At 57.6% G+C, this 16219-nt stretch carries 18 protein-coding genes; 3 read left to right on the top strand and 15 right to left on the bottom strand.

Features of this window, described 5'->3' with window-relative positions:
• Nucleotides 1-15 precede the first annotated feature (15 nt).
• The 6 genes from trpA to FCH38_RS16195 form a co-directional block, all read right to left on the bottom strand.
• Nucleotides 16-855 (bottom strand): tryptophan synthase subunit alpha, encoded by an 840-nt coding sequence (gene trpA / locus FCH38_RS16220; protein ID WP_153515397.1) that lies wholly within the window; start codon nt 853-855, stop codon nt 16-18.
• 4 nt (nt 856-859) lie between these two features.
• The gene (trpB, locus tag FCH38_RS16215; RefSeq protein ID WP_174374366.1) at nt 860-2080 is read right to left on the bottom strand and encodes a tryptophan synthase subunit beta; all 1221 of its coding nucleotides are present in this window, start codon (nt 2078-2080) and stop codon (nt 860-862) included.
• Between the two features lies 1 nt (nt 2081).
• Nucleotides 2082-2744: a phosphoribosylanthranilate isomerase gene (locus FCH38_RS16210; protein WP_174374365.1), complete on the bottom strand. Its 663-nt coding sequence runs from the start codon at nt 2742-2744 to the stop codon at nt 2082-2084.
• A 99-nt stretch (nt 2745-2843) separates the two neighbouring features.
• Nucleotides 2844-3611, bottom strand: coding sequence for a M48 family metallopeptidase (locus tag FCH38_RS16205; RefSeq protein ID WP_174374364.1), 768 nt, complete (start codon nt 3609-3611; stop codon nt 2844-2846).
• A 68-nt stretch (nt 3612-3679) separates the two neighbouring features.
• Nucleotides 3680-4912: a polyhydroxyalkanoate depolymerase gene (locus FCH38_RS16200; protein WP_336510804.1), complete on the bottom strand. Its 1233-nt coding sequence runs from the start codon at nt 4910-4912 to the stop codon at nt 3680-3682.
• Nucleotides 4913-5038: 126 nt separating this feature from the next.
• Nucleotides 5039-5881 carry a fumarylacetoacetate hydrolase family protein gene (locus FCH38_RS16195; protein ID WP_149900342.1) on the bottom strand — a complete coding sequence of 281 codons (843 nt, stop codon included), beginning with the start codon at nt 5879-5881 and terminating at the stop codon, nt 5039-5041.
• A gap of 128 nt (nt 5882-6009) precedes the next feature.
• On the opposite strand from FCH38_RS16195, the gene FCH38_RS16190 reads away from it, so the two are divergent.
• Nucleotides 6010-6612, top strand: coding sequence for a nitroreductase family protein (locus FCH38_RS16190; RefSeq protein ID WP_149900343.1), 603 nt, complete (start codon nt 6010-6012; stop codon nt 6610-6612).
• Nucleotides 6613-6714: 102 nt separating this feature from the next.
• Here FCH38_RS16190 and gyrB read toward each other — a convergent pair whose 3' ends face one another.
• The 5 genes from gyrB to FCH38_RS16165 all read right to left on the bottom strand — a co-directional run bounded on the left by gyrB (nt 6715) and on the right by FCH38_RS16165 (nt 12043).
• The gene (gene gyrB, locus FCH38_RS16185) at nt 6715-9150 is read right to left on the bottom strand and encodes a DNA topoisomerase (ATP-hydrolyzing) subunit B (protein ID WP_149900344.1); all 2436 of its coding nucleotides are present in this window, start codon (nt 9148-9150) and stop codon (nt 6715-6717) included.
• Between the two features lie 157 nt (nt 9151-9307).
• The gene (locus FCH38_RS16180) at nt 9308-9673 is read right to left on the bottom strand and encodes a helix-turn-helix domain-containing protein (protein WP_149900345.1); all 366 of its coding nucleotides are present in this window, start codon (nt 9671-9673) and stop codon (nt 9308-9310) included.
• On the bottom strand, nt 9670-10239 hold the full coding sequence (locus FCH38_RS16175) for a Smr/MutS family protein (protein ID WP_153515403.1): 570 nt from the start codon (nt 10237-10239) through the stop codon (nt 9670-9672). The genes FCH38_RS16180 and FCH38_RS16175 overlap by 4 nt, the downstream gene beginning before the upstream one ends.
• Nucleotides 10236-11348, bottom strand: coding sequence for a murein transglycosylase A (locus FCH38_RS16170; RefSeq protein WP_174374362.1), 1113 nt, complete (start codon nt 11346-11348; stop codon nt 10236-10238). Before FCH38_RS16170 ends, FCH38_RS16175 begins: the two co-directional genes overlap by 4 nt.
• Nucleotides 11345-12043 carry a Tim44/TimA family putative adaptor protein gene (locus FCH38_RS16165; protein WP_149900348.1) on the bottom strand — a complete coding sequence of 233 codons (699 nt, stop codon included), beginning with the start codon at nt 12041-12043 and terminating at the stop codon, nt 11345-11347. Before FCH38_RS16165 ends, FCH38_RS16170 begins: the two co-directional genes overlap by 4 nt.
• Before the next feature lie 151 nt (nt 12044-12194).
• On the opposite strand from FCH38_RS16165, the gene FCH38_RS16160 reads away from it, so the two are divergent.
• Complete coding sequence (locus tag FCH38_RS16160; protein ID WP_174374361.1) at nt 12195-12755, top strand: FxsA family protein; 561 nt, start codon at nt 12195-12197, stop codon at nt 12753-12755.
• Nucleotides 12756-12857: 102 nt separating this feature from the next.
• A complete protein-coding gene (gene secB, locus FCH38_RS16155) occupies nt 12858-13340 on the top strand; it encodes a protein-export chaperone SecB (RefSeq protein ID WP_149900350.1) in 483 nt (160 codons plus the stop codon).
• 107 nt (nt 13341-13447) lie between these two features.
• Here secB and dnaQ read toward each other — a convergent pair whose 3' ends face one another.
• Genes dnaQ through FCH38_RS16135 form a run of 4 tightly spaced genes read right to left on the bottom strand, consistent with a single transcriptional unit; the run spans nt 13448 to nt 16196 of the window.
• Nucleotides 13448-14146: a DNA polymerase III subunit epsilon gene (gene dnaQ / locus FCH38_RS16150; RefSeq protein ID WP_153515406.1), complete on the bottom strand. Its 699-nt coding sequence runs from the start codon at nt 14144-14146 to the stop codon at nt 13448-13450.
• Nucleotides 14139-14744, bottom strand: coding sequence for a dephospho-CoA kinase (gene coaE / locus FCH38_RS16145; protein ID WP_174374360.1), 606 nt, complete (start codon nt 14742-14744; stop codon nt 14139-14141). Before coaE ends, dnaQ begins: the two co-directional genes overlap by 8 nt.
• A complete protein-coding gene (locus tag FCH38_RS16140) occupies nt 14744-15604 on the bottom strand; it encodes a shikimate dehydrogenase (protein WP_174374359.1) in 861 nt (286 codons plus the stop codon). The genes coaE and FCH38_RS16140 overlap by 1 nt, the downstream gene beginning before the upstream one ends.
• Nucleotides 15597-16196 (bottom strand): Maf-like protein, encoded by a 600-nt coding sequence (locus tag FCH38_RS16135; RefSeq protein WP_174374358.1) that lies wholly within the window; start codon nt 16194-16196, stop codon nt 15597-15599. Before FCH38_RS16135 ends, FCH38_RS16140 begins: the two co-directional genes overlap by 8 nt.
• Between the last annotated feature and the right edge of the window lie 23 nt (nt 16197-16219).

Raw genomic sequence — 16219 nt, 5'->3', positions numbered from 1 at the left:
TGACTGAGCCGCGCGTTATTCCGCAGCGGCAAGGCGCGACGCACGCACGCCTGTTGAAAGTCCCTTTACCAGCGTCGTGACCGACGGCACGGTATCGGCGGTCGCCTGTCCGTCCTTGGTCAGGCTGCCGGCGATCTGGTTGACTATGGCCGAACCGACCACCACACCATCCGCCACGGCACCGATCGCTTTCGCATGATCGGCCGTCTTGACACCAAAACCGACACAGACCGGCAGTTCCGTATGCGCCTTGATACGACTGACCGCGCCCGAGATCAACGATGGATCAGGAAGTGCGGAACCGGTAATACCGTTCATCGAGACATAATAGACGAAACCGGAGGTATTTTTAAGAACCGCAGGCAGACGCTTGCCATCCGTCGTCGGGGTGGCGAGACGGATGAAATTCACACCCCGCTCAAGAGCCGGAACGCAAAGCTCGTCATCCATCTCCGGCGGCAGATCGACGACGATCAGGCCGTCGACGCCAGCTTCCAGCGCATCTTCCAGAAACCTGTCGACGCCGTAAATATAGATCGGATTGTAATATCCCATCATCACGATCGGGGTCGCATCGTCTTGCCTGCGGAATTCACGGGCGAGATCGAGCGTGGTTTTCAGTGTCTGGCCGCCTTTCAGCGCGCGCTGTCCGGCCAGCTGGATAGCCGGGCCATCGGCCATCGGATCGGAAAACGGCATGCCGAGTTCGATAATATCGGCGCCCGCTTCCGGCAGCGCCTTCATGATGCCGAGCGAGGTTTCGAAATCCGGGTCACCGCCCATGAAATAGGTGATCAGGGCCGGGCGATTTTCAGCGCGCAGATCGGCGAAGCGCTTGTCCATACGTGCAGTCATGGTCTTATACATCCATTCCAAGGAACTTGCTGACGGTGTGGACATCCTTGTCGCCGCGACCAGAGAGGTTCATCAGGATGATCTCATCCTTGCCCATCTTCGGCGCACGCTTGATGACTTCGGCCAGTGCGTGGCTCGGCTCCAGCGCCGGAATGATGCCCTCGAGACGGGTCAGCATCTGGAAAGCGTCCAGCGCCTCATGGTCCATGATCGGCACATATTCGACGCGGCCGATATCGTTCAACCAGGAATGTTCAGGCCCGATACCGGGATAATCGAGACCGGCGGAAATGGAGTGGCCTTCCTTGATCTGGCCGTCCTCATCCTGCAGCAGATAGGTGCGGTTGCCGTGCAGAACACCCGGCGAGCCGGCGGTGATCGAAGCGCAATGCTCATCGCCCGAAAGGCCCTTGCCGCCTGCCTCGACGCCGACGATGCGAACGCTCTTGTCGTCGAGGAAAGGATGGAAGATGCCGATGGCGTTCGAGCCGCCGCCGACAGCTGCGATAACCATATCGGGAAGACGGCCTTCCGCCTCCTGCATCTGCGCCTTGGCTTCCTCGCCAATGACGGCCTGGAAATCGCGAACCATTTCCGGATAGGGGTGCGGGCCTGCCGCGGTGCCAATCAGATAATAGGTATCATCGACATTGGTGACCCAGTCACGCAGGGCCTCGTTCATCGCGTCCTTCAAGGTGCCGTGACCGGCCGTCACCGGCTTCACTTCAGCGCCCAGAAGCTTCATGCGGAAAACATTCGGGGCCTGACGGGCCACATCCGTCGCACCCATGTAAACGACACAAGGCAGGCCGAAGCGTGCGGCAACGGTGGCCGAGGCAACCCCGTGCTGGCCGGCACCGGTTTCGGCGATGATGCGGGTCTTGCCCATGCGCTTGGCAAGCAGAATCTGGCCGAGGCAATTGTTGATCTTGTGCGAACCGGTATGGTTCAGCTCTTCGCGCTTGAAATAGATCTTCGCGCCGCCCAGTTCCGCCGTCAGACGCTCCGCGAAATAAAGCGGGCTCGGACGGCCGGTATAGTGCGCGCCGAGATATTTCAGTTGCGCCTGAAATTCTGGATCGGTCTTGGCCTTGTCCCATTCCGCCTGCAAATCCAGAATGAGCGGCATCAGCGTTTCGGCAACGAAGCGGCCTCCGTAAATGCCGAAACGGCCGTCCTCATCGGGACCAGCGCGGAAAGAATTGGGTGTTGGCGCGTCGTTCACTTCAAGCTCCCTTTGGGCCTTTCGACCAATCATTCACCACATCGAAAAATGCGTCGATCATGGCCAGATCCTTGACGCCCGGCGCGCTTTCGACACCGGACGACAAATCTATGCCGTTTGCCCTGGTTTCCGCCAGAGCCTCGGCGACGTTGTCCTTATTCAGCCCTCCGGAAAGCATGTAATCAATACTTCCGTCAAGAGAGCGCAGGATAGTCCAGTCGAAGGAAACGCCGTTACCGCCGGGCAGATCGGAACCGGCGGGCGCCTTGGCATCCAGCAGGAAACGGTCGGCTATGCCAATATAGGGATCGATTTTGGCAAGATCAGCGGCATCGCGAATGGAAAGAGCCTTCATCACCGGCAGACCATACAGCGCCTTGATGTTCAACAACCGTTCCGGGCTTTCACTGCCGTGCAGTTGCAGGATATCCGGTTTTACGAGATCGACGATTTCATCGAGATAATCATTGTCAGCATTGACGGTGACGGCAACGACCTTGGCAGCCCCGTACGCGGCCTCCGCCAGCCTGCCGGCGATATCCGGCTCGATGTTGCGCGGGCTTTTTTCAAAGAAGATAAAACCGACATGGGACGCACCGCGCCTGACAGCGCGTTCCAGCGTCTCCGGTGTCTTCAATCCGCAAATCTTGATATCCGGTTTCATACCCGCGACCTGACATGAAATGCGATGAGAGTCGAGCCAAATCGCATTCGTCTATGGAATGTTTCACGTGAATCCAGATGGCGATCAATGCCTCCGGTTTCAATCGAAATCGATGGCGTGGAGTTTAGATCCATGGCGTTTCAGCCAGCCCTTGGCTTCTTCCGTGTGCGGGCAGAGCTTTTCACACAGAGCCCAGAATTTCGGGCCATGGTTCATTTCCCTGAGATGCGCGACCTCGTGGGCGGCTAGATAATCGATGACCTTTTCCGGGGCCATGACGATGCGCCAGGAGAAACTCAGATTTCCATCGTGAGAACAGGAACCCCAACGGCTGCGGGTGTCCTTCATGCTGATGGATCGCACCGGCCGGCCGGCAGCGGTTGCGTGAACCGCAACCAGTCTCTCCAGATCGGCCTTGGCTTCTTTCTTTAGAAAAGTCGCCACCCGTCTGCGCAGATTTTCGGGTGCGCCGCTGACTCTCAAAACGGCAGCCCCATTGGCATCTTTGGAAATATGGGTCAGGCCGCGCAAGCTGCCGGTGTGGTCTATGCGGTGGGATATGCCGCGAATATCGATGCTCGAACCACCGCGCAAGCCCTCATCGGGGCTGACATTCAAAAGCTTATTTTCAAGCCAACCCTGATGCCTCTCGAGAAAATCATCAACCTGGCCGTGGTGAAGTCCCATCGGGATCGTCAGCTTCAGTGCCCGGCCACCGGGTTCAATACGCAGGGTAATGCGGGTGGCGCGCGGGTTTTCCCTTACCGTGATCGGCACCTGTCTGCCCGCCACGGCGACAGTGCGCTGGCTGGGTGCGGCCTTTTTGGCCGCCGGCGATTTCACGGATTTTCCGAAGAGCGAAAACATGTGCTGTTCATAGCCGATTCGCCAGCGGTTTGGCCATGCAAATGCGCAGCACCGTCTGCTGTCTCACCCTATGCGGTCTGGTGTTTGCGGATGAAATCCAGCATGCGCGGCACGATTTCCTTTCGGAACCGCGAACCGTTGAAGACACCATAATGGCCGACATCGGGTTGCATATAATGCGCGCGTTTTTCATCGGGGATGTTGCGGCAGAGATCATGGGCGGCCTTTGTCTGACCGACGCCGGAAATATCGTCATTCTCACCTTCCACAGTGAACAATGCGACATTGCGAATAGCGGCGGGATCGACCGCCCTACCCCTATGCACCATTGTTCCCTTCGGAAGCGCATGTTCGATGAAGACGGTTTCCACCGTCTGCAGATAGAACTCCGCCGTCAAATCCATGACGGCCAGGTATTCATCGTAAAATTCCCGATGTTTCTCGGCGGAATCGCCGTCATTCTTGACGAGGTTGAGGTAAAAATCCTTATGCGCCGTCATGTGCTTGTCGAGGTTCATGGACATGAAACCGGACAGTTGCAGGAAGCCGGGATAGACATTCCTGCCGAAAGCAGGCTGTGGCCACGGCACCTGCATGACGACATTGTCGCGGAACCATTCGATGGGCTTGGCCTTGGCAAGATCATTGACGGCGGTGGGATTGATGCGCGTATCGATCGGCCCGCCCATCAGCGTCATGGATGACGGCGCAAAACGATCTCCATCCGCTTCCATCAGCGAAACGGCGGCCAGAACCGGCACGGACGGCTGACACACAGCGACTACATGCGCGCCCGGGCCAATCTGCCGCAACATCTCAATGACATAGCTGATGTAATCGTCGAGATCGAAAGTCCCCCCACTCACCGGCACTGTGCGGGCATCGGTCCAATCGGTGATGTAGATATCCGCTGAAGGCAACAGGGCCTCTACCGTTCCACGCAGCAGGGTGGCGTAGTGACCGGACATCGGCGCCACCAGCAGCACCTTGGGATCGGACTGGCGGGCCGCATCGAGTTCTCTTCTGAAATGAACGAGATTGCAGAACGGACGCGACCAGACGATCTCTTCGGTAACAGTGACGGTCTGACCGTCAACAGTCGTGTTGCCAAGACCGAATTCCGGTTTGACATATCGGCGGGTCAGGCGCTCGAACACCTCAAAACCGGCATCGAGGCTACGGCCAAAGGCAGTGCTGGAAAGCGGATTGAGTGGATTGTTGCAGGCTTGGCGCATCATATCGGCACCGGCGCGCAGCGGCATCATGGCCGCATGGTTCATTTCATAAAGATGGTAGAACACTGATGACGCCTCCCTGCGGATCAAGCTCTTTTTTTGGAGCATAGCAGCTTTTCGCAAGTGCACAAAATCGAAGACGCCGGCAGTTTCCCACCGGCGCCTCAATTTCAGTTGAATGCCTGCCGATGATCAGATGTCGGCGACGAAAGTCTGCTTCTGGGTGCCGAGGGCTTCAATGCCGAGCTCCACGACATCACCAGCCTTCAGATAACGCGGCGGCTTCTGACCCATACCGACTCCCGGAGGTGTGCCCGTAGAAATGACGTCGCCGGGATGCAGAGACATGAACTGGCTGAGATAGGAAACCACATGGGCGACGCCGTAAACCATGGTATTGCTGGAGCCGTCCTGCATGGTCTGGCCGTTCACCTTCAGCCACATGCCGAGGTTCTGCGGATTCGCGACTTCGTCCTTGGTCACCAGCCATGGGCCGATCGGTCCAAAGGTGTCGCAGGACTTGCCCTTGGTCCATTGTCCGGCACGCTCCGTCTGGAAGGCGCGTTCGGAAACGTCGTGGGAAACGCAATAACCGGCGACATAGTCAAGGGCATCCGCTTCGGAGACATATTTGGCGGTCTTGCCGATGACGACGCCAAGCTCGACTTCCCAGTCGGTCTTTTCAGAGCCGCGCGGAATGGTGACGTCATCGTTCGGACCGACGATGGCCGAGGTCGCCTTCATGAAAATGACAGGCTCCGGCGGTACGGTCGCACCTGTTTCGGCAGCATGGTCGGAGAAATTGAGGCCGATGCAGATGAATTTTCCGGTTCCCGCAACGCAGGCGCCGATACGCTCTTCGTTCAGAACGGGCAAGGTGGCGAGGTCGATCGCGGCAATCTTCTTGAGGCCTTCGGGAGAGATGGCGTCGCCGCCAATGTCTTTCACGTGGGCGGACAGATCGCGGACTTTTCCTTCCGCGTCGAGAATGGCAGGCTTTTCCTGGCCGGGCTGGCCAACGCGCATCAATTTCATGGAACTCTCTCCCGGTTGTCAGACAAGATGATGCATATATGAACGATGCATTCATCCTTGTCACCCCTTGACTGCTCCCACTTTCGAAAAATACCTTTTCCTTCCCGGCAACCAAAAGGACATGGCCCGTGACGAACAGCAATTCCCGGCAATCCGAATATCCCGTCGATCCCCTCTTCCTCGATCGCTGGTCTCCGCGCGCCTTCGATGGCAGCGCCATATCACAGGAACATCTGCTGACCATTCTGGATGCGGCCCACTGGGCGCCCTCGGCATCCAACCTGCAGCCATGGCGATTTGTCTATGCCCATAAGGACAGTGAAGACTGGCCGCTCTTCGTGGAGCTCCTCATGGAAGGAAACCAGCGCTGGGCAAAAAATGCCTCGGTGCTGCTGTTCGTCGTTTCCCGGAGCTACAACGTCTCCCGCGAAGGCGAGAAAAAACCGTCCGCAACCCATTCCTTCGATGCCGGTGCTGCATGGTTTTCACTCGCCATGCAGGCGCATCTGCTTGGTTATCATGCACACGGCATGGGCGGCATCCTGAAGGACAGGATCGTTGAGGCGCTGGATATTCCTGAAGGATACAAGGTGGAAGCCGGGATCGCCATCGGTACGCTGACTGACAGCTCCGTCCTCCCGGACGATCTGGCGGAAAGGGAAGTGCCGAGCAAGCGCATCCCCCTATCGGAGGTAGCTTTCGAAGGGCGGTTCACCGGCAAGATCGATTGATAGCAGGCAATTCAGAAACAAAAGGCCCGGCGATTATCGATCGCCGGGCCTTTTGTTAAAGTTTCGTTTCACGTGAATCGTCACGCGAGACGCTCCACAGGATTAGATGTCGAGATTGGCAACGTTCAGAGCGTTTTCCTGAATGAAGTCGCGGCGCGGCTCCACTTCGTCACCCATCAAGCGAGAAAACAGGCCGTCGGCATCGGTTGCATCGTTGACCCTGACCTGCAGCAGCGAGCGGACATTGGCGTCGAGCGTCGTTTCCCACAGCTGTTCGGCATTCATTTCACCGAGACCCTTATAACGCTGCATCGAAAGGCCCTTGCGGCCGGCGGCGAAAATAGCATCCAGAAGCGCGCGGGGGCCGGCCAGTTCCATGCTGCCGTCCTTACGTTGCAGAACCGGCGGCGTCACGTAGACGTCGCGCATGCGCACGGCAAGCTGATCGATATGACGGGCATCGGCCGAACCGAGCAGGCCCATATCCAGCGTCGAGACTTCCTTGACGCCACGCACCATACGCTCGAAGCGCAAACCGCCATCTTCCAGCACGGCGCCGGACCAACCACGTTCGGTTTCTTCAGCGATCATGTCGAGGCGGCGGGCCACCTCGGTCACGGTTTCTTCTGCGCGGGCGGCATTGGCCGAAAGCTCCGGGTTCAACGCGCCGGCAATGGCGGCCTGCTCCACGACCGAGCGGTTGTAGCGAGAATGCAGGCCATCGATCAGCATGCGCAAGCGCAGCGCATCCAGAATGGCTTCGCGAAGATCGGCGCCGACCCGGACTTCTCCGGAACCCAGCGTCAGTGACGCTTCCTCGAGGCCCATGGAGATGAGGTATTCTTCCAGCGCCTTCTCATCCTTGAGGTACTGCACGGATTTACCGCGCGTCACCTTATAAAGCGGCGGCTGGGCGATATAGAGATGGCCACGCTCGATCAATTCCGGCATCTGACGGAAGAAGAAGGTCAACAGCAGGGTACGGATATGGGCGCCGTCGACGTCAGCATCCGTCATGATGATGATCTTGTGGTAACGCAGCTTGTCGGCGTTGAACTCGTCCTTGCCGATCGAGGTACCGAGCGCGGTAATCAGCGTACCGATTTCCTGGCTGGACAACATCTTGTCGAAACGGGCGCGCTCGACGTTCAGGATCTTGCCACGCAACGGCAGGATGGCCTGCGTTTCACGCGAGCGGCCCTGCTTGGCGGAACCGCCGGCGGAGTCGCCCTCGACGAGAAAGAGTTCGGATTTCGCCGGATCGCGCTCGGAGCAGTCGGCCAGCTTTCCGGGCAAAGAAGCAATATCGAGCGCACCCTTACGACGCGTCAGTTCGCGCGCCTTGCGGGCGGCTTCGCGGGCGACTGCCGCTTCCACCACCTTGCCGACGAGGATTTTCGCTTCCGAAGGGTGCTCCTCCAGCCAGGTGGACAGGGCTTCGTTGACGAGGCTTTCCACGACCGGGCGCACTTCGGACGAAACGAGCTTGTCCTTCGTCTGCGAAGAGAACTTGGGGTCGGGAACCTTGACCGAGAGAATGGCCGTCAAGCCTTCGCGGCAGTCCTCGCCCTGCAAGCTAACCTTTTCCCTTTTCATAATGCCTGACGTATCGGCATAGGAGGTGACCTGACGGGTGAGTGCTGCACGGAAACCAGCCATATGGGTGCCGCCATCGCGCTGGGGAATGTTGTTGGTGAAGCAGAGCACATTCTCGTGGTAGCTGTCATTCCACCACAGCGCGACTTCGACGGTGATACCATCCTTCTCGCTGTGAATGGTGATGGGTTTGTCCACCAGCGGCTTCTTGGCGCGGTCCAGATAACGGACGAAGGCCTCAAGCCCGCCGTCATACAGCAATTCCTGCTGCTTGACATCCGAGTGGCGTTTGTCGGTGAGCAGGATGCGAACGCCGGAGTTCAAGAACGCAAGTTCGCGCAGACGGTGTTCCAGCGTACCGTAATCATACTCCGTCATGGTGAAGGTTTCAGGGCTTGCAAGGAAGGTGACTTCCGTGCCGGAGCGGCCTTCATATTCGCCAATCACCGAGAGCGGTGCATCGGCGACACCATGGGTGAAGCCGATTTCGTGCAGCTTGCCGTTACGGCGGATTCTGAGCTTCAGCCAGACGGAAAGCGCGTTGACCACCGAGACGCCCACGCCATGCAGACCGCCGGACACCTTGTAGGAATTCTGGTCGAATTTTCCGCCCGCATGCAGCTGGGTCATGATGACTTCGGCAGCGGAAACACCTTCGGAAGAGTGAATGGCGGTCGGAATGCCGCGGCCGTTATCCGTCACCGTCACCGATCCATCGGCGTTCAGCGTCACCGTCACCAGATCGGCATGTCCGGCAAGCGCCTCGTCGATGGCGTTGTCAACCACTTCATAGACCATGTGGTGCAGGCCGGAACCGTCATCGGTATCGCCGATATACATGCCGGGCCGCTTGCGCACGGCATCAAGACCCTTGAGGACCTTGATCGAATCGGCTCCGTATTCAGTGTCCACGCCGACTTCGCTTGACGATGTTTCGGTCATAAGTACTCTTTCCAAAGTTTCCTGGCCAGGTTTTCCAGTGAGAAGGCCTGAAGCCAGCGAATCACTCAAATCCGACATACGACTATAGAAATTCTACACCCAATCCCAAAGGCCGCATGCTTCAGGATGCTGCATAAAGCAGGGGATAGAGGGGGTTTCAATCGCAAGAACGGCTTTTTTGCAGCACCGCTGACAGTTCCTCTATCATACTCGGCGACAGCTTGCGAATATCACGTGCCAGCCGGTTGGCGAAAGCCGTATATTCCGGTGGCAGGCCCACCGTATCGATCACCACTTTAGGGTCGGATGAACCGGCGAGAAAGAACAATTCCTCAGCTTCATCCCAGATGATATTGAAATATCCGGCAATGCGCTGGAGTCGATCAAAACTCGGCTTGCCGCGTTTGCCGTGCTCAAGCGCCGAGAGATAGGCTGGCGACACGCCTATTGCCTCCGCCATCTGCTTCTGCGTCACGCCCTTGCGTTCGCGGAGTTGCCGCACGGCCTGCGCAAACGGTGTCATGATTTTTCACCCCGCCGGCGCGCCAGCCGCACATAAAGTGCGCCGTCGCCGCCATGATTGGCGGATGCGTCCTCGTAGGACGAAATCAGGTGGCGATATTCCGGTTTGGAAAACCACATGGGCACCGCTCTTTTCAGCGCGCCGTCGCTGCCGATCGAGCGCCCCTTGCCGGTGATGACGAGCACGTGCCTGAGACCCCGTTCATGCGCACGCAACAGAAAATCGAGCAACACCGCATGGGCTTCGCTCTGAAACATGCCATGCAGATCGATCCGGCCCTCCAGCGGCAATCGGCCACGGGTCAGCTTGCGTTTGACGGGCTTTTCCATCGGCTGATGAATTTTCGGCTTCTTGTCCGACGTTGCCGGTGGCACATCGACCGGCTCGGCAAGCATGCGCGGAAAAAGGCTGTTGCCGGGTTGCGGGATAACGGGCTCCAACGGGGCCTCTTCCATGTCATCGAAAGCCAGCAAATCTTCCAGCCTGCCGGAGATAGGCCGCGCGGTTCTTGCGACCTTGCCCCACAGAATGCGTTCTTCCTTGCCGAGCTTGCGACTGCCTTTCATCGCCGATACCTTTCCGCAGCAATGTGCGGCAACAGTATATAAAAATCGGCGTCATTGCGCACCGTACCGGCAAGCTCTCCCGCTTCGAAACCGGAGCCGGTGAAAATATCGCCGCGCGCCGGGCCGACGATGGCCGAGCCGGTATCGAGCGCCAGCATCAACCGGGCAAAGGGTTTTCCGTCATCCAGATGCGTCAGGGACGGCGCATGGATGAAAAAGGGGAAACCGAAGGTGTGAATAAGCCTGTCCACGGCGAGCGAACGCCCGGAAACCAGCGGCACCTTGGCGGCCGCAATCGGTCCCATATCCAGATCGGCGACATCCGCCTCGCGGAAAAAAATGAAGGAGCGGTTGTGCCACAGCACCTCATCCACCTCATCCGGGTGGTCAGCAAGCCACTTGCGGATCGTCTGCATCGAAACCGTCTTCGGATCCAGCACACCGCGATCCAGAAGCAGCCGGCCTATCGGTGAAAACGGATGCCCGGCCTTGGCCGCATAGGTCATGCGTTTTACTGTGCCATCCGGAAATACCAGACGGGCCGCACCCTGTACGTGGACGAAAAACAGGTCGACCTTCGATTTCGCCCAGGCGATCTCAAGACCCCTGCCCTCGAGATATCCCTCATCGATCGCCCGGCGATCGGGAAAATAGGAAATACCGCGCTCGTCCGCTTTTCCGAAAGCGTAGGACGGATCGAAACTGGCGGGACGATTGTCGTCGCCGATGTCCACCAGCTCCGGCGGCCGGCGGTAGATCGGATAACACCAGACATCATCACGAACGGATGACACTTCCAGTTCCGGTTCATAGAAGGCGGTTACAAAACCACTTTTTCCTCCAGGCGGAGAAATTTTAAAGGGTACACAATTCGTCTCGAAGAAGCGGCGGGCCTGTTCCGGACCGGCCCCATCCTCATCATCGACCGTTTCCAAAAGAGAAACCAGCTCAGCCGCGGTCAGCCCCAGCGCACCGCTCCTGTAAGGCTTTGCATTCCGGAGATGCGACAGAACCGTCCGCATCGCCGGAAAAAGCTTGCCCGGATCGTCTTCCCGCCAACCGGGCAGGTCTTGGAAAGCAACTTGCTCAATCGAAAAGGGCGCGGTCATTGCTCGGATTCGGTGGCGATCAGCTTCCAGTTCGGATCGCGCGAGCGCATGTCACGCGAGAAGGTCCAGATATCGTCCACTTCCGCAACCGTATCCGGGTCGCCATCCACCAGCTTGCCGTCCTTGTCATAGGTTGCCGAAATCAGCTGGCTGACGATCCTCAATGTGATCTGCACCTCGGAATCGCGAATGCCTGCCTGGGTGATATCGGCCTTCTCGATACCCACGAAAGTGGATTTCACGACTTCGCCGCGACTTTCGCGTTCGGAGATCGCCGCCTCGAAGCCTTCAAACACCTCTTTCGACAAGAGATTCTTGAGGGTATTGCGGTCGCCATCGGCAAAACCCATGACGATCATTTCATAGGCCATGCGAGCACCGTTCAGAAATTCCTTCGGCCGGAACGTCGGATCCTTGGTCATCACCTCGCGCAGGGACGCATTCAGGGAAGAATCCACAGGCGCCAGAGCATCCGCCTCGGCAAAGGGATTTTCATCCTCGGTCTCACCACGTTTCGGCAGAGTCACGACCTTGTTATCGTCCGTGACAGGGCCTTTCGCGACATCGCGCGGGCTATAGGGATCAAATGGCGGTTTCTCATTGCCCGTCCGGCGACCGAGAACACTGCGCAACTGAAGGAATATCAGCACCGCCGCAACGAGAAAAAACAATGTGATAAAGTCGCTAAAGCCCATCTTTTACCAAAACCGCCATTTAAATTCGAAAACCACACCATCATATAGTCTGCATCTTATCATCATTCAAATGTGCAGATTCAATCATCGGTGTTCCGGGGGTGCCCCAAGAACCAGCAATCTGCCAGAGATGCACACGCAAGGCTAGAAGATGCGTTTTTCCTTTCTCCCCATTGTCATCCTGATGATGCCCATTCTCGAAATTGCCGGCTTCATCATCGTCGGCAAAGCGATCGGCCTCTGGCTGACCCTGGCGCTCGTTCTCTTCACGTCGTTTCTCGGATTACTCATCCTGCGTCTCGGCGGTATCGGCATGGTGAGAAATCTTCAGGATGCGGGACGCACCGGCGCCCAGCCGGCAGACGAGCTGGTCAATGGCGCCATGCGGGTCGTTGCCGGGATCCTGCTTATCATCCCCGGTTTCATCACTGACATCCTCGGCCTTCTGCTTCTGTCGACAACGGTGCGACGCTTTTTCTGGAAGGCTTTCGGACCGCGTGTCGTCGTGGCGGGTTCGTTCCGCCAATCTGGCCGGCAATCTGGCCATCAGACCGGTCCCCAACAGGGAGACTATTCCGAGTTCCGCAATGGTCCGGGACGTGCGGGCAATTCGAAGGTGGTCGATCTGGACGAGGAGGAGTTTCACCGCGAAGAGGAGAGGGGCTCCCCATGGTCGCGCAAGCCGGATGATCGCGATCTGCCCAAACCCTGACCGACCCTCAAAACCGATATAGAGGCCCAATCACGAAGGGTTGTAAGGCCCCGGTCGAAATGATAGACCGCCATCCACGAATTCACGCCGCGAGGAAACGTAATGACCGCTGAAAATGGTGCACAGGGCGCAGTTAGTCCTTCCCTCAACATTCTTACCCAGTACATCAAAGACCTTTCCTTTGAAAATCCGGGCGCACCTCGTTCGCTTCAGGCTCGTGACAATGCGCCGGCGATCAACATCAATGTCAATGTCAACGCAAACCCGATCTCCGGTTCGGATTTCGATGTTGTTCTGGCGCTGAACGCGGAAGCCAAGGATGGCGACAAAGTGCTGTTCGCGGCCGAACTGGTTTATGGCGGCGTGTTCCGCATTGCCGGTTTCCCGCAGGAACATATGCTGCCGGTGCTGTTCATCGAGTGCCCGCGCCTGCTGTTCCCCTTCGCCCGCCAGATCATCGCGGACGTTACCCGCAACGGCGGATTCCCGCCGCTGATGATTGACCCGATCGATTTCGCGCAGATGTTTTCGCAGCGCGTTGCCGAAGAGCAGGCCAGAGCCAAGGTTCAGGCCGTACCGAACTGAAGCACTTCAGAATTTCTGACAAAACAAAACCCGGGTTCTTCGCCCGGGTTTTTCTTTGCCTTCATTTTTCTTTTCCGGCATTTGATGTTTTCAGGTCTGAGCGAACCTTAATTTTGGTAACGGTTCCAGATCGCCTTGTCACCCATGCCAAGAACGAGCTTGCCATGAGCCGCAACCGTCTCCGTGTCCAGCCTTGACGCCAATGCCCTCGGCCTTTGAAGCGGCTCAAGCGACACATCATCCTCGATGATGACCGCTTCCTGCCTGGCGGCGGAACCGAAACCGAGCGCCGTCTGACGCCCGCCAATCATCTCGATATAGACTTCGGCAAGCAATTCGGAGTCGAGAAGCGCGCCGTGCTTGGTGCGGTGGGAATTGTCGATGCCATAACGCCGGCAAAGCGCATCAAGGGAATTGGGTCCCATCGGGTTCTTGCGACGGGCAAGCGAAAGCGTGTCCGTCACCAGATCGGCTGCCACAGGCTCAATGCCGAGACGGGCAAATTCGGCATTGATGAAACCCATATCGAATGTCGCATTATGCGCCACCCAACGGGCACCCTCGAAAAAATCACGAATCTGATCGACGACCTCGCCGAATTTCGGCTTGTCTTTCAGAAAGTCGTCGGTAATCCCGTGAACCGCAAGCGCGTCCGGGTGAACCTTGCGGTCTTCCGGGCTGATATAGAGATGCAGCGTGCGACCGGTCGGAAAATGGTTGATCAGCTCAATGCCGCCGATTTCGATCACACGATCCAGTTTCGATTCGAGGCCCGTGGTTTCCGTATCGAAAATGATCTCACGCATTATTCTCTCCGTCGCCCGTCTCGGCCAATCGCTGCAATATTTCTCTTACCTGATCCCGTGCCGCTTCGACACCGTTTCCGCTATCGATGACGAAATCGGCGCGCTGACGTTTTTCGGCGTCGGGCATTTGCCGGACCAAGATCATTTCAAATTTCTCTTGCGTCATGCCGGGCCGTGACAAAACCCGCTGCCGCTGTATGTCCGGCGCGGAACTCACCACCACTATTTTATCGACACGCTTCTCCGCCCCGGTTTCAAACAGCAGGGGAATATCGAGAAGGGCGAATTGCCGCGCCTCTTTGCTCGCCTCCACCAGAAAGGCTTCCTGCCTTTGTCGAACCAGCGGATGGACAATGGCTTCCAGTCTGCTGAAATTAGCCGGATTCTCTCGCAGGACTTCGGCAAGCCTCTGCCGATCCACCGCGCCGGAAATGGTGGTGCCCGGAAACGCAGCTTCGATCAGCGGAACGGCTTCTCCACGATAAAGCGCATGCACGACCTCGTCCGAATCGAGAACAGGAACACCTTCTTCGGCAAACAGCTTCGCCGTCGTCGTTTTCCCCATTCCAATAGAGCCGGTAAGACCGATGACGATCATCAATGTTTCTCCATGTCCGCGATGATCAGGGAGCGGAGAGTTTCGTCAACCTCTGGCATTTCGCCGAACCATCGATGGAAACCGGGTTTTGCCTGATGAAGCAACATACCGAGCCCATCCACCGTTGCCATGCCCTGCTCTTGCGCCATCTTCAGGATCGGCGTTTTTAACGGCACATAGACGATATCAGTCACAACGGCGTTGGCGGCAAGCGGCGAAAAATCGAGTTCAGGTGCTTCGGTGCCGTCCATGCCGAGCGATGTGGTGTTCACAAAAAGCCCGGCATCCTGCAGGACCTCATGAAGTGCCGCCTGGGGATGGGAAAAAACCCGAGGACCAAAACGGTCGGCCAGTTCCCGGGCACGTTCGACCGTACGGTTCAGAACGTGGATTTCGGCAATACCTCGATCGCGCAGGGACTGGATGACCGCCCGACTTGCACCACCAGCGCCGAAAACGACCGCCCGGTCAGTCTTGTCCCAGCCGGGATGGCGCTCATCGAGATTGGAGACGAAACCATAACCATCCGTATTGGTGGCATGGAGCCTACCCTCTTCCACCCATATGGTGTTGGCGGCGCCTAGTTCTTCCGCCAGAGCATCGGGGCTGTCGGCTAAACTATAGGCCGCTTCCTTATGGGGAATGGTGACGTTGCCGCCAACCGCCGTATCCGGTTTGGCTTCCTTAAGAGCCGCGATGAAATTCGGGAAATCTTCCGGGGACACTTCTACAGCCTTATAGGAGCCGGCAATGTCGAATTTCTTCAACCAGTAGGAATGGATAATGGGCGAGCGTGAATGCTTGATCGGGTAACCGGCGACAAAGGCATTTATGGTTAATGTTTCACGTGAATCAGCCATCGATGACATCCATGTCGCGCAGTTTTGATAAAAGTGGCAGGAGCGGCAGGCCGAGAATCGTGAAATAATCCCCCTCGATCGAGGTAAATAGCTGGATTCCCTCCCCTTCGAGCTGATAAGCGCCGACGCTCGTCAGGGCTCTGTCACCCACCCGCTGCAAATGACGGGAGACGAATTCGGCGCTCAAAATCCGCACGGCAAGTTCCGCACTGGAAACCGTCTGCCATAGCACCTCACCGCCTTGGGTGAGAACAGCCGCACTGTTCAGGCGATGAACCTTGCCGGACAATGACAGTAGATGCGCTTCAGCCTCGGCCATCGTCTTTGGCTTGTGATAAACCCGAGTGTCGAGCGCCATGGTCTGGTCGCATCCAAGAACCAGCGCCGCCGGGTGCAGCTTGCTGACTGCAAGGGCCTTCGCCTTTGCCAGTTCCAGCGCCACTTCTTCCGGGCTCGCACCGTCTCGTTCCAGTTGCTCATCGAGCGCGCGCTCATCAATATCTGCTGGTATTGCCGAAAATGTCAGCCCCGCATTGCGCATCAGCATCTGGCGGGATGCACTGGACGAGGCGAGGATCAACTCTTGTTTCATCGACTGTCTGCTCCGAATGATGA

The organism is Agrobacterium tumefaciens, from assembly GCF_013337285.1.
GTDB lineage: Bacteria > Pseudomonadota > Alphaproteobacteria > Rhizobiales > Rhizobiaceae > Agrobacterium > Agrobacterium burrii.
The sequence above is the reverse complement of the archived record's forward strand: the minus strand, read 5'-3'. Positions and strand labels throughout refer to the sequence as shown.